Source organism: Streptomyces sp. NPDC092369 (assembly GCF_044755245.1).
Classification (GTDB): domain Bacteria; phylum Actinomycetota; class Actinomycetes; order Streptomycetales; family Streptomycetaceae; genus Streptomyces.
Genome location: NZ_JBIVQP010000004.1, coordinates 703,309 through 720,224 on the forward strand (window position 1 = coordinate 703,309; position 16,916 = coordinate 720,224).

13 protein-coding genes are annotated in these 16,916 nt (G+C 70.2%); 1 reads left to right on the forward strand and 12 read right to left on the reverse strand.

Going from position 1 to position 16,916, the window contains the following annotated elements:
* Positions 1-53 precede the first annotated feature (53 nt).
* Together ACIQI8_RS27015 and ACIQI8_RS27020 are read right to left on the reverse strand one after the other, a co-directional pair.
* Positions 54-1,928, reverse strand: a complete 1,875-nt coding sequence (locus ACIQI8_RS27015; protein ID WP_402355399.1) for a right-handed parallel beta-helix repeat-containing protein — start codon at positions 1,926-1,928, stop codon at positions 54-56.
* Between the two features lie 156 nt (positions 1,929-2,084).
* The gene (locus ACIQI8_RS27020; protein ID WP_402355401.1) at positions 2,085-3,083 is read right to left on the reverse strand and encodes a LacI family DNA-binding transcriptional regulator; all 999 of its coding nucleotides are present in this window, start codon (positions 3,081-3,083) and stop codon (positions 2,085-2,087) included.
* Between the two features lie 213 nt (positions 3,084-3,296).
* Here ACIQI8_RS27020 and ACIQI8_RS27025 point away from each other — a divergent pair, with 213 nt between their 5' ends.
* Entirely contained in the window at positions 3,297-5,267 is a 1,971-nt protein-coding gene (locus ACIQI8_RS27025) for a hypothetical protein (protein ID WP_402355403.1), read from the forward strand.
* A 120-nt stretch (positions 5,268-5,387) separates the two neighbouring features.
* On the opposite strand, the gene ACIQI8_RS27030 is transcribed toward ACIQI8_RS27025, so the two are convergent.
* Genes ACIQI8_RS27030 through ACIQI8_RS27075 form a run of 10 tightly spaced genes read right to left on the reverse strand, consistent with a single transcriptional unit; the run spans position 5,388 to position 16,339 of the window.
* Positions 5,388-6,398: an aldo/keto reductase gene (locus ACIQI8_RS27030; protein ID WP_402355405.1), complete on the reverse strand. Its 1,011-nt coding sequence runs from the start codon at positions 6,396-6,398 to the stop codon at positions 5,388-5,390.
* Positions 6,355-7,446 (reverse strand): endonuclease/exonuclease/phosphatase family protein, encoded by a 1,092-nt coding sequence (locus tag ACIQI8_RS27035; RefSeq protein WP_402355407.1) that lies wholly within the window; start codon positions 7,444-7,446, stop codon positions 6,355-6,357. The genes ACIQI8_RS27030 and ACIQI8_RS27035 overlap by 44 nt, the downstream gene beginning before the upstream one ends.
* Positions 7,443-8,600 carry a glycosyltransferase family 4 protein gene (locus tag ACIQI8_RS27040; RefSeq protein ID WP_402355409.1) on the reverse strand — a complete coding sequence of 386 codons (1,158 nt, stop codon included), beginning with the start codon at positions 8,598-8,600 and terminating at the stop codon, positions 7,443-7,445. The genes ACIQI8_RS27035 and ACIQI8_RS27040 overlap by 4 nt, the downstream gene beginning before the upstream one ends.
* Positions 8,597-9,763 (reverse strand): endonuclease/exonuclease/phosphatase family protein, encoded by a 1,167-nt coding sequence (locus ACIQI8_RS27045; RefSeq protein ID WP_402355411.1) that lies wholly within the window; start codon positions 9,761-9,763, stop codon positions 8,597-8,599. Before ACIQI8_RS27045 ends, ACIQI8_RS27040 begins: the two co-directional genes overlap by 4 nt.
* Positions 9,760-10,791, reverse strand: a complete 1,032-nt coding sequence (locus tag ACIQI8_RS27050) for a glycosyltransferase family 2 protein (protein ID WP_402355413.1) — start codon at positions 10,789-10,791, stop codon at positions 9,760-9,762. Before ACIQI8_RS27050 ends, ACIQI8_RS27045 begins: the two co-directional genes overlap by 4 nt.
* A gap of 32 nt (positions 10,792-10,823) precedes the next feature.
* Positions 10,824-11,813, reverse strand: a complete 990-nt coding sequence (locus ACIQI8_RS27055) for a UbiA prenyltransferase family protein (protein ID WP_402355415.1) — start codon at positions 11,811-11,813, stop codon at positions 10,824-10,826.
* A gap of 20 nt (positions 11,814-11,833) precedes the next feature.
* Positions 11,834-12,880 carry an NAD-dependent epimerase/dehydratase family protein gene (locus ACIQI8_RS27060; protein ID WP_402355417.1) on the reverse strand — a complete coding sequence of 349 codons (1,047 nt, stop codon included), beginning with the start codon at positions 12,878-12,880 and terminating at the stop codon, positions 11,834-11,836.
* A complete protein-coding gene (locus tag ACIQI8_RS27065) occupies positions 12,868-14,313 on the reverse strand; it encodes an aspartate aminotransferase family protein (protein WP_402355419.1) in 1,446 nt (481 codons plus the stop codon). The genes ACIQI8_RS27060 and ACIQI8_RS27065 overlap by 13 nt, the downstream gene beginning before the upstream one ends.
* Positions 14,310-15,317: a lysylphosphatidylglycerol synthase domain-containing protein gene (locus ACIQI8_RS27070; RefSeq protein WP_402355421.1), complete on the reverse strand. Its 1,008-nt coding sequence runs from the start codon at positions 15,315-15,317 to the stop codon at positions 14,310-14,312. The genes ACIQI8_RS27065 and ACIQI8_RS27070 overlap by 4 nt, the downstream gene beginning before the upstream one ends.
* Entirely contained in the window at positions 15,314-16,339 is a 1,026-nt protein-coding gene (locus ACIQI8_RS27075) for a glycosyltransferase family 2 protein (RefSeq protein ID WP_402355423.1), read from the reverse strand. Before ACIQI8_RS27075 ends, ACIQI8_RS27070 begins: the two co-directional genes overlap by 4 nt.
* Positions 16,340-16,916: the final 577 nt, after the last annotated feature.

The window sequence follows — 16,916 nt, forward strand, 5'->3', positions numbered from 1 at the left end:
GGATTTTGAGAGCTGTTGAGGGGCGGCCGGGACGGCCGCCCCTCGCTTCGGTCTCAGTCCGAGACGACGGACGTGTTGAGGCCCTTGTCGTAGTGATTGCGTGCGATCCGGATGTCCGAACTGCCGTGGAAGACGAACAGCGGTGAGCTGTACGGCGGTTGGTCCGCCTTGTCCAGCCGTCGCACCGTGTTGCCGGTGAAGGTGAACCCGCCGACGCTCTTGGCGTTGACCACGGTCACGTCACCGATGTCGAACGAGTTGTGCTCGACCGAGATGTTGTGGTGCACCGGGTTCGCCGGGTCGACGACCTGGTTGGTCGGCTCCACGAAGATGACCGGACCGCTGGGCCTCGTGAAGGAGTTGTCGCGGATGGTCAGGTTGGAGACCGGCCCGGACTCGTACCACTGGTAGGCGTCGGCGGAGACGTAGATGCTGGCCATGGACATCGCGTCGAACCGGTTGCCGGTGATCAGGACCGGCTTGCGGGTGGTGACGAGGATGCCGCGGGTGGGCACGTTGCGGAACACGTTGCCGGAGATGACGACCGACGGGGTGGCCGTGATGTTCTCCACGACCGTGCCGCCGATCTCGGTCCCGGCGGGGACCGGACGGTCGAAGGTGACGGTCATCGTGGTCAGCGACTTGTCGTGGTCCATCCCGCTCGGCCCGTCGACCGCGGTGACCTTGGCGTGTGCCGGGGTCAGCTGGGTCATCGTGCGCTTGGTGGTGAACTCGACCTCGTCACCCGGGGCGAACTGCGGGAATCCGGCGGTCTGCGGGTGCTTGTAGGCGAGGGTCAGGGTGTTCGGCCCGGGCTTCCCTACGACTTCCAGGTAGGTGCCGTGGATGTTGATCGGGTCGTCGTGCGGACCGTCGAAGACGCTCCGGGTGATCGAGACCTTCCCCTTGACGCCGGACATCTGCACGAAGTCCGCGAACGAGGCGGTCGAGCGGCCGGACTTCGGGTCCGGCGCGAAGTTCACCTTGTCGATGGAGATGTTCTCGCTGAACTGCCCCACCACACCGAACGACTGGAGGTAGTAGGCGTTCATCGAACGCATCGTGACGTTCTTGGACTCCCAGATGAAGGCGCCCGGCTCGGTCCGCTCGATGAGCCGCATCTGGTAGACGAGACCGGCGTCCGTCGGCTGTGACGCGCCGTTGTAGTCGATGCGGATCCGCCGGCCGCCGAGGTCGGTGACGGAGGCGACGTCGTTGAACAACGGGTTGTCCGCACGCCAGGTCTTCTGCGCCTTGGGGTCGTGGATCTGCGTGTACTGGAGTCCGTCGGTGCCTGACCAGTACGGCTGCCCGGTGGCCGGGCTCTTCTCGCCGAGCCAGGTGATGTGCGTGCCGTTCACCTCGTACGGGCTGCCGGCCGGGATCTTCAGGACGCGGTAGGCGTGTCCGTCGGTGACGCCGGCGGTGGCGACGGTCGCGTCGATGACCTCGGGGGCCGCGTAGTCGAACGAGAAGTTCTGGAACGTCACGTTCGTCGAGCGGATCGACGCGAACGCCGTCTGTAGACCGTGGTAGACGAGCTTGGCCCCGCCGCCGTCGACGGTGACGTCCTGCATGTCCTCGACGAGCAGCCCGATCTTCTTGTCCCGGTAACGCTGGTCGGCGCCAACGGTGTTGGAGACGTACAGCTCACGCGTCTCGGCCCGCTCGGGGTAGATCTGGTAGGTGCCCCTGGAGAAGACGACCTTGACCGGTCGGTCGCCGTCGACCTTCTTGGCGTGCCGCAGCGCCGCGGCGAAGGCGGGCGCGGAGTCCTTCCTGCCGGTGGGGTCGGCGCCGTAGTCGTCCACGTCGACCACCACCGGTCTCGCCTGGCGCGCTGCGGCCGGTGCCGCGACGACAGGACTGGCGGCACCTCCGAGCAGCGCGAGCGACAACCCGAGAAACACGAACCGGGACTTTGGCATAGCTCCTCCGGAGCATCCGTGAATCATGAAACACCCGATGAATAGGTGAGTTTCTGTCGATCAGTCGGCCGAACCTCCGGCCAGAGTGTCCTTAGATCCGATGTCTAGGTCAATGGTCCGGACGAGCAACCGCGACCGGCATCGACGGTCGACGCCTCACTCCGTCTTCGGCGCCGCCGTGCTCGCGCGGATCACCAGCTCCGGGTCGAAGAGGAGCTCGCCGACGGGCACGTCACGGTTGCCGACCAGGGCGAGGACACTGCGGGCCACCTCCGAGGCCAGGCGGTCGGCCGGCTGGCGGACCGTGGTGAGCGGCGGGTCCACGAAGTCCATGATCATGGCGCCGTCGTAGCCGACGACCGACACGTCACCCGGGACGTCGTACCCCTGTCGGCGGGCACCTCGGATCGCGCCCAGAGCCATGTAGTCGCTCGCCGCGACGACGGCCGTGGCGCCCCGGCCGAGCAGCGAGACCGCTGCGGACTGGCCGCCCTCGACGGTGTAGGACTGCCGGACCACCCACTGCTCCGGATCCTCGACTCCACGCTTGGCGAGCGAGGCGATGAAACCGCTGACCCGGCGGTCGGCGGGACGGTTGCCGACCGGTCCCGACGCCATGCCGATACGGCGGTGACCGAGCCGGTGGAGGTGGTCGACGGCGAGCTCGGCGGCCAGTAGGTCGTCCGTGGAGAAGACCGGCGCCTCGCTCACGCCCTCGAACTGGCCGTTGATCCCGACGAACGGGATCCTTCGCGAGCGCAGGAGTTCGTACGCCCCCGGGTCCGAGCCCTCGATCGTGTTGCTGGCGGACAGGAAGACGACCGCGGCCACACCCCGGTCGGCGAGGGAGGTCAGGAAGTCCAACTCCTGTACCCCGCCCGGGAAGCACGGGCAGACGACGGTCTTCAGTCCGTGCGGGGCGAGCGTGGACTCGATCCGTTCGCAGATGTCGGCGAAGAACGGGTTGGAGACGAGTTCGGTGATGACCGCGACGAGCTGCCCCCGCGTCTGCCGCTCGTACCCCAGGTCGGTCATCGCCTGCTCGACCGCCTCGCGCGTCCTGCGCGACACGCCCTGGCGCCGGTTGATGACACGACTGACCGTGGCCTCGCTCACCTGCGCCCGGACCGCGACCTCGGTGATGCCGACCTTCATACGGTTCCCTCCGTCGCCACGTGCGATGAGTCTCGACTTGCAATGACTGGATGAAAACTTTCAGCCCAATCGTCCAGGGAAGATAGCAGTGAGTCTGCGTGTCTTCCATGTTTCTTGCGCATGACCATTGAATCGCCTCTTCCGCCCCTGTTAGCTTTCCGCCACCACGCGGCCGTCCGCACCCTCGCCGTGACTGAAGACCCGGGAGACCCGATGAAGCCCTCCAGGCTCATGCTGCTCACCGCTGTTGCCGTGATCGTTCCGATGGCACCCGCGCTGTCGGCCACGGCGTCGGCGGACGGCACTTCCGCCGCCCGCCCCCAGCTGACCATCCCGGACCCCGGCTTCGAGAACGGGGGCACGGGCTGGACCTTCACCTCGGGCGCCGGTGTCGGCACCGGCAACCGGCACGGCGGCGAGCGCTTCCTCTACCTCGACGCCGGCGCAGGCAAGAGCGGACAGGTGACCGTCGTCGCGCCCAGGAACGGCAGTTACGACTTCTCCGCCTGGATCGGCAGCGCCGGCACCGGCGGCACGTACACCGTCAGACGCAACGGCCAGACCGTCCAGACGATCACCCTGCCGCAGCACCCCGGCTACGCGCGCTACACCATCAGTGGCGTCACGCTGAAGACCGGCGACCGGCTGCAGATCGAGTTCGGCTCCGGCACCGCCTGGGTCAACGCCGACGACCTGATGATCTCCCCGGCCGCGTCCGCCGACCCCAAGGTCACCTCGTCCGACCCCGAGGTCGCCGCGATGTTCGACTGGGCCAAGAAGAAGGCCAACAGCTGGACGCAACTGCCCGGCACGGTCGGCCCGGTCAACGTGGACGAGTACCAGGTCGGCGGCACGGGCACCGCGACGTACGGGCCCACCTACTGGGCCGGATACGCCAACCGCAGCGCCTACTACTCCCGTGACATGACCCACCAGCTGGCCGGCGCACACCTCATCGGTCTCGACGACGAGAACGAGAACATGCTCCGCTCCTACGCGGCATCGGCCACCGCCGAGCACAAGTACTTCCCCGTCTGGTCACTCAACTTCGACGCCAAGACCTACCTGAGCATCGACTACAAGACGCCGGACAACTTCGTGCGCGAGGTGCCGGCCACCTTCGAACTCGTCGAGAAGGCGGCCCAGGCGTACCTGTGGACCGGTGACCGGCGGTACGTGGACGACCCGGCGCTGTGGGAGTTCTACCGGCACGCCACCGACCAGTTCATCGACCTGCACAACTCCGCCGTGGACAACGGCAAGGTCAAGGTCGCCGAGGGGACGGGCAACGGCATCTTCCAGGGCGCCGCCAGCTACAACGAGCAGGACGGCGACGGACTCGCCGAGGCCGGGGACGGCATCGCCTCCGAGTACCAGGCGTACCTGGCGATGGCCGTCCTCGCGCGCGGCAAGGGCGACACCAAGCTCGCCAAGACGTACGACAAGAAGGCCGCCGACCTCAAGAAGTACTTCAACGACAAGTGGAGCGGCACCGGAACCGGCGCCGACATGGTGCGCGCCTACACCCTCTCCGGCACCCCGGTCACCGGCTGGGGGAAGGAGAACAGCGTGTTCATGCCGATGAAGCAGATCATCGACCCGGGCCCGCGCAACGACGCCTACCTCGACTACATCCAGCAGCAGGAGCTGGGCCCGAACGGCTCGCCCAACATCGAGTCGACGACGTACCTCCCGGACATGTTCTTCAAGAACAACCGCAACGACACCGCCTGGCAGTGGATGAAGAAGATCTACGGCGAGCGGGAGATCCAGCACATCAACTCCAGCCAGGGCCCCAACGGCGACTACCCCGAGGTGTCGTTCACCCTGGTCAGCCAGACCGTCCAGGGCCTGATGGGCATCACCCCGGACGCGCCGAACCACAAGGTGACCACCCAGTCCCGGCTGCCCTCCGGCATGAAGTGGCTCCAGGCGGCGGACGTCCCCATCGGCACGGGCTCGGTGACCGTGCGGCACGACGGCGCGACGAAGACCACGCTGACGAACAACGCGCGCAAGGGCTCCTACCAGTGGGAGGCCCGCTTCGCCGGGGTCCACAAGAAGATCACGGTCAACGGTGTCCCGCAGCGCGTGCACACCAAGAAGGTCGACGGCGTGACGTACACCTACGCGACGCCGACGGTCCGGGCGGGGGCGACGACGGTGGTGCGGGTTTCCGGCTGACGCGGACGCCCGCACCACCGGCCCCGGCGCCGAACCGCCGGCGCCCGGCGGAATCCGGCAGCCCGTCCTCTCGTCCCTGAGCCAGGGAGGACGGGCTGCCGGTCGTCCGGGCCGGTGCGGTCAGCGGCGCTCCGGGTCCGTCTCGATCACGTTGTAGGGGTAGGGCAGGCGCTGGTCACTGGCGCGGGTGAGCTGTTCGACGTCGGACGGTTCCAGGTCGAGGCCGGCCGCGCCCAGATTGGTCTCCAACTGCTCCATCGTGCGCGCGCCCACGATGGGCGCGGTCACTCCCGGCTGTTCCAGCAGCCAGGCGAGGGCCACCTGGGCAGGCGCGAGACCGGTCCGGTCGGCCACCTCGTGCAGTGCGTCCAGTACCCGCCAGGTGCGCTCCTCCTGGTTGTAGACGTCCCACCGCTCACCCCACCCGAGCTGCCCGGCCGTCTCCACCCGGGTACCGGACACCGGCCCCGACATACCGCGCCGGATCGCGCCGCTGAGCCACCCACCGCGCAGCGGGCTCCACGGGATCACACCGAGCCCCTCGTTGCGGCTGACCTCAAGCAGCTCCCACTCGGCCTCGCGGTCGAGGAGGTTGTAGAGGGGCTGGAGACAGGTGAAGGGCTCCCAGCCGTTGGCGTGGCTGAGGTCGATGGCCTTCTGGAGCTGCCAGCCGGAGAAGTTGCTCGCGCCGAGGTAGCGGACCTTCCCCGAGGTGACCAACGTGTCGAGCGTGGCGAGCGTCTCCCGCAGCGGGGTGCCCGGGTCCCAGGCGTGCACCTGGTAGACGTCGAGGTAGTCGGTGCCGAGCCGACGGAGGGTCGCCTCCACCCCGGCGATCACGTGAGCGCGGCCCAGGCCACGGTCGTTGGGGCCGTCGCCCATGGCGTACCGGACCTTCGAGGCGACCACGACGTCCTCGCGCCGCCGCCGCTTCAGCCAGCGCCCGGTGATCTCCTCCGAGACGCCCGCGGAGTAGATGTCGGCGGTGTCGACGAAGTTGCCGCCCGCGTCGACGAAACGGTCGAGCATGGCGTGGCTGGTGGCCTCGTCGGTCTCGCGGCCGAAGGTCATGGCTCCGAGGCAGAGCTCACTGACCCTCAGGCCGGTGCTTCCCAGATAGCGGTAGCGCATCGTGCGGTGCCTCTCGGTCGTGTCGGGTGGGGGAGGGTGCGGGGGCATCCGGGTCGGCGAGCGAGACGGACACCTCCTGGACGCAGTGGTCGGACAGCCCGCGCGGATCGCGGAAGCGGTAGCTGTGCACCCGTGCTCCTGCCGTGCTGAGCACCCAGTCCAGGCGCCACCAGCGCATGCCCGCACGGGCCTGCCACGAGACGGGGTGGAACCTTCCCGTCAACGGCACGGCGTCGACGCCGAGCGCGGCGATGTGCCGTACGTCGCCCACGGCGGGTGTGGTGTTGAAGTCCCCCGCGATCAAGGCGGGGTTGGGGCAGTCGGAGACATCGCGGCGCAATCCCGCGTACTCGCGCTTCCGATCACCCGCCCGCTGCCGGACGGCGCGGTAGAACTCCGCACGCAGCGGGTTGATGAGGCGCAGTTGCACGGGGATGTGGACGTTGAAGGTGGACAGCACGCGATCCGGGCCGCCGGGCAGCCGCAGGTCCACACGCAACACCCGCCGTGCCGCCGTCTCCACGGTCGCCACCACCGGCAGCCGGGACAGGGTGACCAGACCTCGGGCGATGACCACCTCGTGCCCGGGGAACTCGGCGCGCAGCCGCGCCTCGTCGTCGATGAGGCGATACGTGCCGTCGAACACGTCGTTGTGGTACTCCTGCAACAGGTAGACGTCCGCGTCCAGTTCGCGCAGGAAGGCGTAGAACGGGTCCGCCTCCTTGGTCTGACACCAGTGCTGGGTGTTCCACGAGACGACCCTCACCGCGGTCTCGCCGGGCGTCCCACGCGGCCTTCGCACCAGCGCGCCCGGATGCAGCCCGCTCTGACGCGCGCCCAGTATCAGGGTGGCGCCCGCCACCACGGCCGCGACGAGATCGCCGGTCGCCCAGGCCGCACCGGCCAGCGCGCACGGCACCAGGACGAACAGTGGCGGCGGCATCAACGAAGGCAACAACCAGGCCCACCAACGCCCGTTGAGCACCAGGTGCGCGCCGAGGAACACCGCCCAGGCCACCGCCGCCCACCGCACAAGCTCTTCGATCACACCGGGACCTCTCGTGCACCGCGCAACTCCTGGAACAGCCCGTCGTAGGCGTCGACGCAACTCTGTGTGCCGTAGCGGGCCCGCGTCGCGCGCATCCCCTCGGCGCGGCGCTGCGGCGAGTAGGCGACGACCTCCCTCAACGCGTCCGCCAGAGCGGCGGCGTCGCCGGTCGGGAAGAGCCGGCCGAACCCGGTGTCGGAGACGGGCACGCGCATGCCGGGGGCGTCGCTCGCGACGGACGGCACGCCCATCATCATGGCCTCCGTCTGGGAGATGCCGAAGGACTCCTCCGCCACGGACGGCAGCGCGAAGGCGTCCAACGACGAGTAGAACTCCGCCACTTGTGCGTCGTCGAGGAACCCGGTGAACCGGATCCGGGAGTCGTCCCCGGCCCGCTCCCGCAGGGCGCTGACCACGCTGCCTCCCGCCACCTTGGAATAGTCCCCCGCGATCATCAGCCGCGCTTCGGGATCGGTCAACCGGCGGAAGGCGTCGACCAGATGGTGCAGGCCCTTTTCCGGCGCGATCCGGCCGAGGAAGCCGATGTGCGGGCCGTCGCTCTCCCGGAAGGTGGCAGGGGCGGGCCGGCGCTCCCGGCAGGGCGGTGCGATGGTCAGCAGGCGGCGTTCCCGCATGAGGTGCCAATGGCGTGAATGCTCCGCGTGGTCGAGGTTGTTGACGACGACGGCCGACGATCGGCGCAGGGCCGCGCCGACCGACGCGTCCACCACCGGCACCTGAAGGGCGGCCGGCACACTCTTGGGCAGCCACACGTCGTCGTGATGCGTGCACACCACGGGCGTGGAACCGGCCAGCAGCGCCACCGGACCGGCCTCCAGCATCGGCAGATGGATCTGGACCGCCCCCGAATCGCGGGCGATGCGCCCGGCCAGCGGCGCGAATCCCGGACTGATCGTGCCGCGTCCGATGCGGGCCACCACCGGCGTCCGGAACACCTCGACGCCGTTGAGCGTCTCCCGTGCCGGATGGCCGCGGTCGTGCCGGGTGGTGACCACCGCCACCCGTCGGCCGCGCGCGGCCAGCCCTTCCGCGACCGTGCGGGCCACCTCGGTCAGTCCGCTCGTGTAGGGCAGGTAGTACGTGAGGACGATCGTCACGTCGAAGCGTGGCGACCGTGCGGGACGCCTGGTCATGAACCGTCCTTTTCCGTGGGCGGGGCAGGGTCCCCGGAGTCGGGCAGGGAGAGGCGCAGATCGATCAGCCGATGCGTGGACAGGTCCGCGGGCGGATCCATCAGGGACTGGCGATGCAGGCGGAGGGCGGGGGAGACGAACGCCCAGTCGAGCCGCCACAGTGCGGGGCCGCGCACCGGGAAGGTCGCCGGGTACAGCGAGTCGCCCTTGTCGGCCGCGTCGCGCAGGCCGTCGAACCAGCGCAGGTCCCCGGTGCCGGGCAGCACGTTGAGGTCGCCGGCGAGCACCACCGGGTTCCGGTTGGCCTTCAAGTCCGCGCGCAGCGACCGGAAATGGGCGTCGCGGCGGTCGGACAGCTGGTGCACGGACCGGTAGTAGGAGGGTGAGAGCGGGTTGCGGTCGACGTTCAGCAGGTCGGGCAGGTGGGTGTTGTAGAGGGAGAGAACCTGTCCGTCGACCCTGACGTCCGTGCGCAGCACTCGGATGTTCCAGTAGTCGGCCCAGTCGGTGTCGGGCTCGGCGAGGTCGGAGGGGCGCAGGGCCTCGGTCCGGACGATGGGATAGCGCGAGAGCGTGAGGAACTCGCCTCGCGTCGCCACGTGGTATCCGGGGAACTCCGCCTTGATGCGGGCGAGTTCGTCGATGGGAGCGGGCCGGCCGGCGCGGGCGTACTCGTACTCCTGGAGAAGGTAGACGTCCGCGGCACGGGACTTGAGATACGCGTAGAACGCGTCCTTGTCGCTGTCCTGGTCCCAGAAGAAGGTGTTCCAGCTGACCACCTTCAACGCGCCGGGCGGGACGGATCCCTGGCCGCGGAACAGGGCGCCGGGGTGCAGGCCCGCCTGCCAGGAGCCCAGCAGCAGCGAGGTCAGGACCACGCCCACGGTGAGCAGGCGCCGCCGGGTCAGGGCGGCCGGGACGAGCAGAACCAGCGGGATCAGCAGGCAGGCGAGGGGCGGGGCGAGCCCGACGCCGTTCCACAGCCACCACCGCCCGCTGAACACGGCACGGCCTGCCACGAACAGGGTCCAGAGCACGGCGACGACAAGGAGGGCCGTGCCCGGCCAACTCCGCGTGTGTACAGGGGCGTTGGTCCTCGTGTCCAATGGGCGCTCGGCGGCGTCGCCGCCCGACAGGGTCTCGGGCACCGGGGCTTGGGTCATGCCAGCGCCTGCACCGCGTCGCCGCGCCCGGCCGGTTCGTACAGGCGGCGGAAGCGCTGGGACGCCAGGCACTGCAGGACACCGACGCCGGCTCCGGCCGCGATGACCGCGTTGACGACGAAGTGCGCGAACACGAAGTACCCGGTGAACAGCGGTCCGCGGCGCCGCAGGACGAAGCGGTACAGGGCCGTGTCCGCGAGGACCGAGAAGCCCAGCAGGACCGCGGACAGCAACAGCCACAGGGGGGAGACGGCCGCCAGCGGCACAGTGAGGATCGCCGACAGCGCGGCCACGCTGGCGCTCGCGCGGGGTCCGGTGGCGATGCCGCCGGGCAGGTCGCCGCGGCGCAGATAGAGCGGGATGTGCAGCCGGGTGCGGTGGAACACCTTGCGCAGCACCACCCGCCAGGTGTCGTCGTGGTCGTGCCGGCCGCGCACGGTGGTGGAGCTGTGGACCTCGTAGTGCGGGCAGAGCCGGGCGGCGTAGTCACCGTCCTCGGTGTGCCGCAGCCGGGGATTGAACGGGCCGATCTCGGCGAAGACCTGGGCCGGCATGGCGAGGATCGCGGTGTGCACGGTGCCGATGCGGCCCTCCGTCTCGGCCAGCCAGTAGTACTGATGGAGGCAGCGGTACTCCTCGATCAGGCTGTCCCGGATGAGGGGTTCGGCGTCGTAGGTGCCGCACACGGCGCCGATGCGCGGATTCGAGTCGAGCAGGGCGACGGCGCACGCGACGGCGTCGGGTTCCATGGCGACGTCGGAGTCGCAGAACACGATGATCTCGCCCCGGGCGTGGGCGGCCCCGGTGTTGCGGGTGGTGGCCACCCCGCTGTTGACGCCGGTGCTGATCACCCGCACCCCGCAGGCCTCGGCGACGGCCACGGAGTCGTCCGTGCTGCAGTCGTCGACCAGCAGGACCTCCAAGGGCTCGTACGTCTGGGCCAGGGCCGCACGCAGGCAGAGTTCGAGCGCCCGGCCGTAGTTGTAGTTGGGGATGACGACGGAGACAAGGGGCTTCTTCTGTGACATGGCAGAGCCGCACCTTCGAGCGGTCGGAGGAATCAGAACGGGCGGTGGGACAGCAGCAGGGCGACGGCGATGAGCACACCCCACAGGAGCGCGTTGACGAGCGTCGCCCGGTCGCGGAGCAGAATGCGGACCGGTTCGGCCCCGCCGTCCTCGACCAGCAGCACCTGCAGATAGCGGGCCAGTCCGAACACGGCACAGGGGGCGGACAGCAGGACCACGAGGGGCGCCCTGGACGCGAAGGTGGCGTCGTCCCGCAGGTAGCAGACGTACGACATCGCTGTCAGGACCGCCACCAGCACGACCAGGTGGTCGAGGAACGCGCGCGTGTATCCGCGCAGCGCGGGACGGTGGGCGAGACCCGCCGCGCCCAACTCGTGCCGGCGCTTGCCGAGCGACAGCATCAGGCAGAGACAGAAGACGCAGAGCGCGAGCCACGCGGAGACCCCGCTGCCCAGGGCCAACGCCCCCTGCGCGAGGCGCAGGACGAAACCGGTGGCGACGATGAACGCGTCCACCAGAGGCACATGCTTGAGCCCGCGCGCGTAGGCGAAACTGATCACCAGGTAGACGGCGGCGGGCCACCACCGCCACGCGGGACCGATGAGCGCCCAGCCGCACAGCGACAGCGCCAGCCCTCCGGCCAGGGCGGCCGCAGCCGGGGCGGAGACCCGGCCGGAGGCGATCGGACGGCGGCGCTTGACCGGGTGCAGCCGGTCCCGCTCCCGGTCGGCCAGGTCGTTGACGACGTAGACGAGCGCCGAGGCCAGCGTGAAGCCGACCACGGCCCAACCGGTGCGCAGCAGCGCGGCACCCGACCACGGCCGCGCGTCGAGCAGGGCCAGCGGCACCACGGCCAGGTTCTTCACCCACTGGTGGGGGCGCAGGAGCGCGAACAGGTCGAGCGGATAGGGGCGGTGCCGGGCGGGTGCCTCGGCGCGAGCGGCAGCGTCCGGCGGATCGGGCGGCTGGGGCTGGACTGCCACCACGCGCGCGGGCGCGGGTGAGGACTGCGTGGTGTCCACGGCATGGGCTCCAGAGGGTCTCAGAAGAACACCTTGGCGAGGCTGAGCGCTCCTTGACGCCATGGCTCCCGGCTCGTCCGGCCCGTGCCGGCGGTGTGCCCGCCGGCCCGCCGCTGGGTGCGCCACCAGTCGTAGGTGCGCAGGATGGCGTCCTGGTTGGACTGCACCGGCTTGAAGCCCAGGCGCTCCTGGGCGCGGCTGATGTCCACGTAGGAGTCGTCCAGAAGCTTGAAGAGCAGCCGCCCGTAGACCGGTGACAGACGGCCGCGCTCCAGCAGCCGCAGCACGCTCAGGGCGGGAGCGGCGGGCAGGGGGACGAGCCGTTTGCCGTGTCCCGCCGCGTCGAGCACGGCCTGGAAGTCCTCGCGCAGCGTGCCGAATTCGGCCGCGCCCAGGTTGTACACGTCGTTGGCGGTCTCCGGATCGGCGTGCAGCGCCAGCACCACGGCGTCGACGAGATCGTCCATGCCGAACATCTGGATACGTACGTCGCCCCGGCCCAGGACGGGGAAGTTGCGCCCCTCCTCGGCCCACTCGAACAGCATCGAGAACAGGCCCATCCGGCCGGGACCCAGGAACGTCTTGGGGCGCAGCACCGACAGGCACATGCCCCGGGCCCGGAACTCCTCGCAGACCTCCTCCGCCTCGGCCTTGGCCCTGCTGTAGGGGTCCACCGGTTCCCGCGGATGCTCCTCGGGTGTCGGTACCTGCTTGGGGAGGCCGTAGACGGCTGTCGAGGAGATGTGCACGACCCGGTCGACACGGGCCCGGTGGGCGGCGGACAGGACGCTGCGGGTGCCGTCGACCGTCACCGAGCGGATCTGGTCGGCGGGGTAGCTGGGCAGCGCCGCCGCACAGTGGACCAGCGCGTCCACGCCGTCGAAGGCCCGGTCGAGGGCGGGGGCGTCGCGGATGTCGGCGACGACGTGCCGCGCCCCCTGCGGGGACCGCGCGTCGTCGATCACGTCGATCCCCACGACGTCGTGGCCGTCCTCGGCGAGCCGGGCCACGAGATGCGAGCCGAGCATGCCCGCCGCGCCGGTCACCGCGATGGTCAGGCCGCCCATCGGGACACCGCCTTGTCCTTGAAGAAGGCGCCGAGCAGCCGGTTCATGCCCTTGGCCAGCGTCTTGTCCAGGGCGTCGAGGAAGATCTCGACCTCCTCGGCACCCGCGACGAGCGAGGGAGCCGCCACCAGGGGACTGCGCCCGTTGAGCGTGTAGTACATGTACACGTCGTGGTCGTGGTACATCGCGTTGACCACCGCACAGGTGATGACCTTGGTGCGCAGCAGCGGGTCGCGCGCCAGACCACCGGGCGCGAGCTTCGCGGCGAGGTCCAGGAGCCTGGGGCCGCCGTCGAGGAAGATCCCGTAGAGGGCGCCGGCCCCGCGGACGTCGGCGATGACGTCGGGATACTGCTTGCGCAGGCGGGCGAGCCCCGGGGCGAGGACGCGCTCGATGGCACGGGCGCGTCCCGGATAGTCGTCCTCGACGGCGATGTTGACGGCCTCGATGGCGGTCGCGGTCTCCTCGCCGAATCCGTAGTACGTGGTGCTGGTGGACTGGAGCATGGCGTCGCCGAGACTGTCGTACGCGGCCCGGAAGACCGGCTCGCGCGCCACGAAGGCGGAGATCGACGACTTGCCGCCGCCGAAGGACTTGGACGTGGTCACCACATCCGGCACCAGACCCGGATAGCGCATGAAGTGGAAGAGCGTGCCGGTCTTGCCCCAGCCGGTGTAGATCTCGTCGAAGATCAGCACGATGTCCTCGGCCGTGCACAACTCCCGCAGCCCGCGCAGGAATTCCTCGGAGCACTCGGTCATCGTCGAGGCGGAGAAGGGCTCGATGAGAAGGGCGTACGTGTCGCAGCGGCCCTTGGCGTCACGCGTGGCGTCGACGGCCGCGCGTACGGAGTCCAGGTCGCCGTAGCGGAAGGAGGACACGCCGGGGATGCCGGGGAAGGCGAAGCTGTTCTGCGCACTGCCGGTCAGGCTGCCGGAGCCGAGGAGCTTGCCGTGGAAGCTGATGTCGGCGTGCAGGATCCGCTGCCGGCGGCCCCGGTGGTACTTGTACGCCAGCTTCACGGCGCCCTCGACGGCCTCGGCGCCCGAGTTCGGCAGGAACGACATGTTCAGGTCGCCGGGCAGGAGTTGGGCGAGGTTGTGGCCGAGCGCGGCGACGTAAGGCGAGAAGTAGGTCTTGTGGACCTCCATCCTGCGCTGTTCCTGGAAGCGTCGGCGCGCGGCGAGGATACGGGGATGGTTGTGGCCGTGGCTGAGCACGCCCACTCCGCCGGTGAAGTCCAGGATGCGGCGTCCGTCGCGGGTGTGGATCCACGAGCCCTCGGCATGGTCGACCAGCTCCCGGCCGAAGCCGAAGGAGGTCATCAACGCCACCTGGCTCTTGTTGATGTGGGCGCGATACAGGTCGTGGACCTGACGCACCGGCATCTCTTCGCAGTCGTCGACGGTGAGCAGGCGTCCGTCGGAAGTCATGCGGTTCCTTCCTGAAGCGAGGTTCGGGGGGATCGCGCGGGGCCGGCGGCGCGCGCCCAGAGCAAGGCGCCGCCGGTGGCGGCCACCTCGCTCAGCACGCAGACCACTCGGCTGGTGATCGCCGCCGCGGTGGCGGCGGGCAGCGGCAGGACCGGGCTGAGCAGCGCGAGCAGGACCAGCTCGCGTGCTCCCCAGCCGTCGGGCAGCACGAAGGCGAGACTCCCGGCGACGGTGGCGAGGGCGAACCCGCCGACGCACACGGGCAGGGAGGACAGCGGCGGAGCTCCGAACAGCACGGCGATGGCCCACAGATGCAGCCCGGACACCACCCAGGACACACAGGCCCAGCCGATCGAGGCGCGCACCGTCCGGGGCGAGCCCTGGACGGCCGACGCGGGCCGCCGGGCCAGCCGCATGGTGAGGGACACCAGTCCGTTGACCCAGCCGGGCCGCGCCACGGCGGCCGCCGCCAGCAGGATCAACGGCGCCAGCACCCAGGCCTGGGCCCCCAGCACGGCCGGCGCGACCAGCAGACCGAAGGCGGCGCCCGTGCTCGTCCCGATGACGAGACCGAGCCCGAAGGCGGCGATCATCTGCTCGGGGGCGATGCCGACGGCCTTGCCCAGTTGGACATGCGCGAGCACACCCCAGACCCGGCCCGGTACGAACTTGCTGATGACCCCGATGAAGAAGATGCGGGCCGCGTCGGCCGCCCGGATCCGGCGCCCGCCGTCGGACAGCAGTACCCGCCACGACAGCATCGACAGGCCCAGGCCGACCGCGTTCGCCACCAGCGCGGCCCCCAGCAGCAGCACACCGCCGGGGCGGTCCGCCGCCTGCGAGATCTCGGAACCGGCACCGCGCACCGAGCCCCCGACGGCGAAGACGGTGGCCGCGATCAGCGCGACGGCGACGACGACCCGCAGCACGCGAGATCGCCGGGACGGCCGCTCACCGGGGTCCGGCACCCGGTCGACAGCCTCGTCCCGCTCGTTGCCCGTCACGACGGCATCGCCGCCGCGGCACGGTCCCGGCCTCTTACGGACGGACCGAAGCCGGGGTCCAGGACCCAGCGGACACCGCCGTGCAACGCGCCGAGCACCAGAGCGAGATGCACGGCGAAGTGGACGCCGGTGAACCACACCAGGAACGCGACTCCCTTGCGGCCGGCCACAAAGCGGGACAGCTGCGGATCGGCCACGGCGAAGGCCAGCGCACAGGCCAGCGGCACCGCCAGCAGCCACAGGCTGACGAACGCCAGTGGCAGGGTGGCCGGGACCAGCGCCGCCGCCAGCACACCGCGGGTGGGGTTCGCGCGCAGTCCGCCGCCGCGCCGGCGCTCCACCGCGGCCACGGGGATGAGGAGTTGAGAGCGCCGGTACTGCTCGGCGAGCATCGGCACGAACCGGTCCACGTCGTCATGGCGGCCCGCCACCTTCGGCGTGAGGCGGATGCGGTGGGTGACGGCCAGGCGGTCGCTGTACTCGACGTCCTCCGAGTCCCGGAGGTTCTCGTCGAAGGGGCCGACCTCCTCGAAGACCCGGCGCTCGATCGCGGCCATGGCGAAGAAGGCGGTCCCGACGAGTCCGGCGCTGCGGCGGCGCCAGAAGTGCGCGTGCAGGCAGTGGTACACCTCCACGGGGCCGTCGTCGAAGAGCGGCTCGGGAGCCACGATCCCGTGCACACACCCCGTCTCGGGTTCGCCCAGGAGCAGATCGACGGCGTTTTCGATGGCGTCGGGCTCCAGGGCGATGTCGGAGTCGAGGAAGAAGAAGATCTCGCCCCGTGCGGTCGAGGCGCCGAGGTTCCGCGCCGCCGAGACCCCGCCGTTGTCCGGACGGGCCACCAGGACACAGGGGAACTCGCGGGCCACCTCGCGGGAGCGGTCGGTGCTGGCGTCGTCGACGACCACGACGTCCAGGGGTGCGAGGGTCTGCGCGTACACGGACTCCAGACAGGCCCGGAGCGTCTTGTCGTAGTTGTAGTTGGGGATGATCACCGACACGGTGGGGCGTACCCGTGACATGGGGGGTCAGGTCCTTTCCGTCGGGGCAGTGAGCGCAGATCCGGCAGTCCCAGGGACGAGAGACACCAGCCCCGCGGTCCGGGCCCGGTGGCGAGCGTGGCGAGGAGGAAGTCGAGGGCCGCGAGCTCGGCGTGCAGGGGATCGAGGCTCTCCATGAAGAGCGCGGCGTGCACCGAACGCCGCCGGCACACCACGGCACGCAGATGCGCGGGGCGCGGAACCGGAAAGCGACTGTCGTGGCACGCCGAACTCAGCCAGAGGGCGACGTCCTCGGGAGGCCAGGCATCCGGCCGCGCCGGCACGAGCGGAACGAGCAGCGCGGTCACGAGGCGCACGGATTCGGTTTCCCTGTATCCCGGTCACCCCCGTGCGAGCCCGTCCGGGCAGGGCCCCGGCGCGGTCGACGCACCCGTCCGGGAGAGGCGGAATACCGGGCGACAGAACCTGCGCATGGGGAACTCCTCGCATGAGGCGTGGCAACGGGCGGTGTGCGCAAGGGACCTGTGGGCCCTCGGCTGAGCATGAGCCTGCTGGTACGGACTGCCGCGTCGCTACGTTTCGCAGTGGCCGCAAGGTG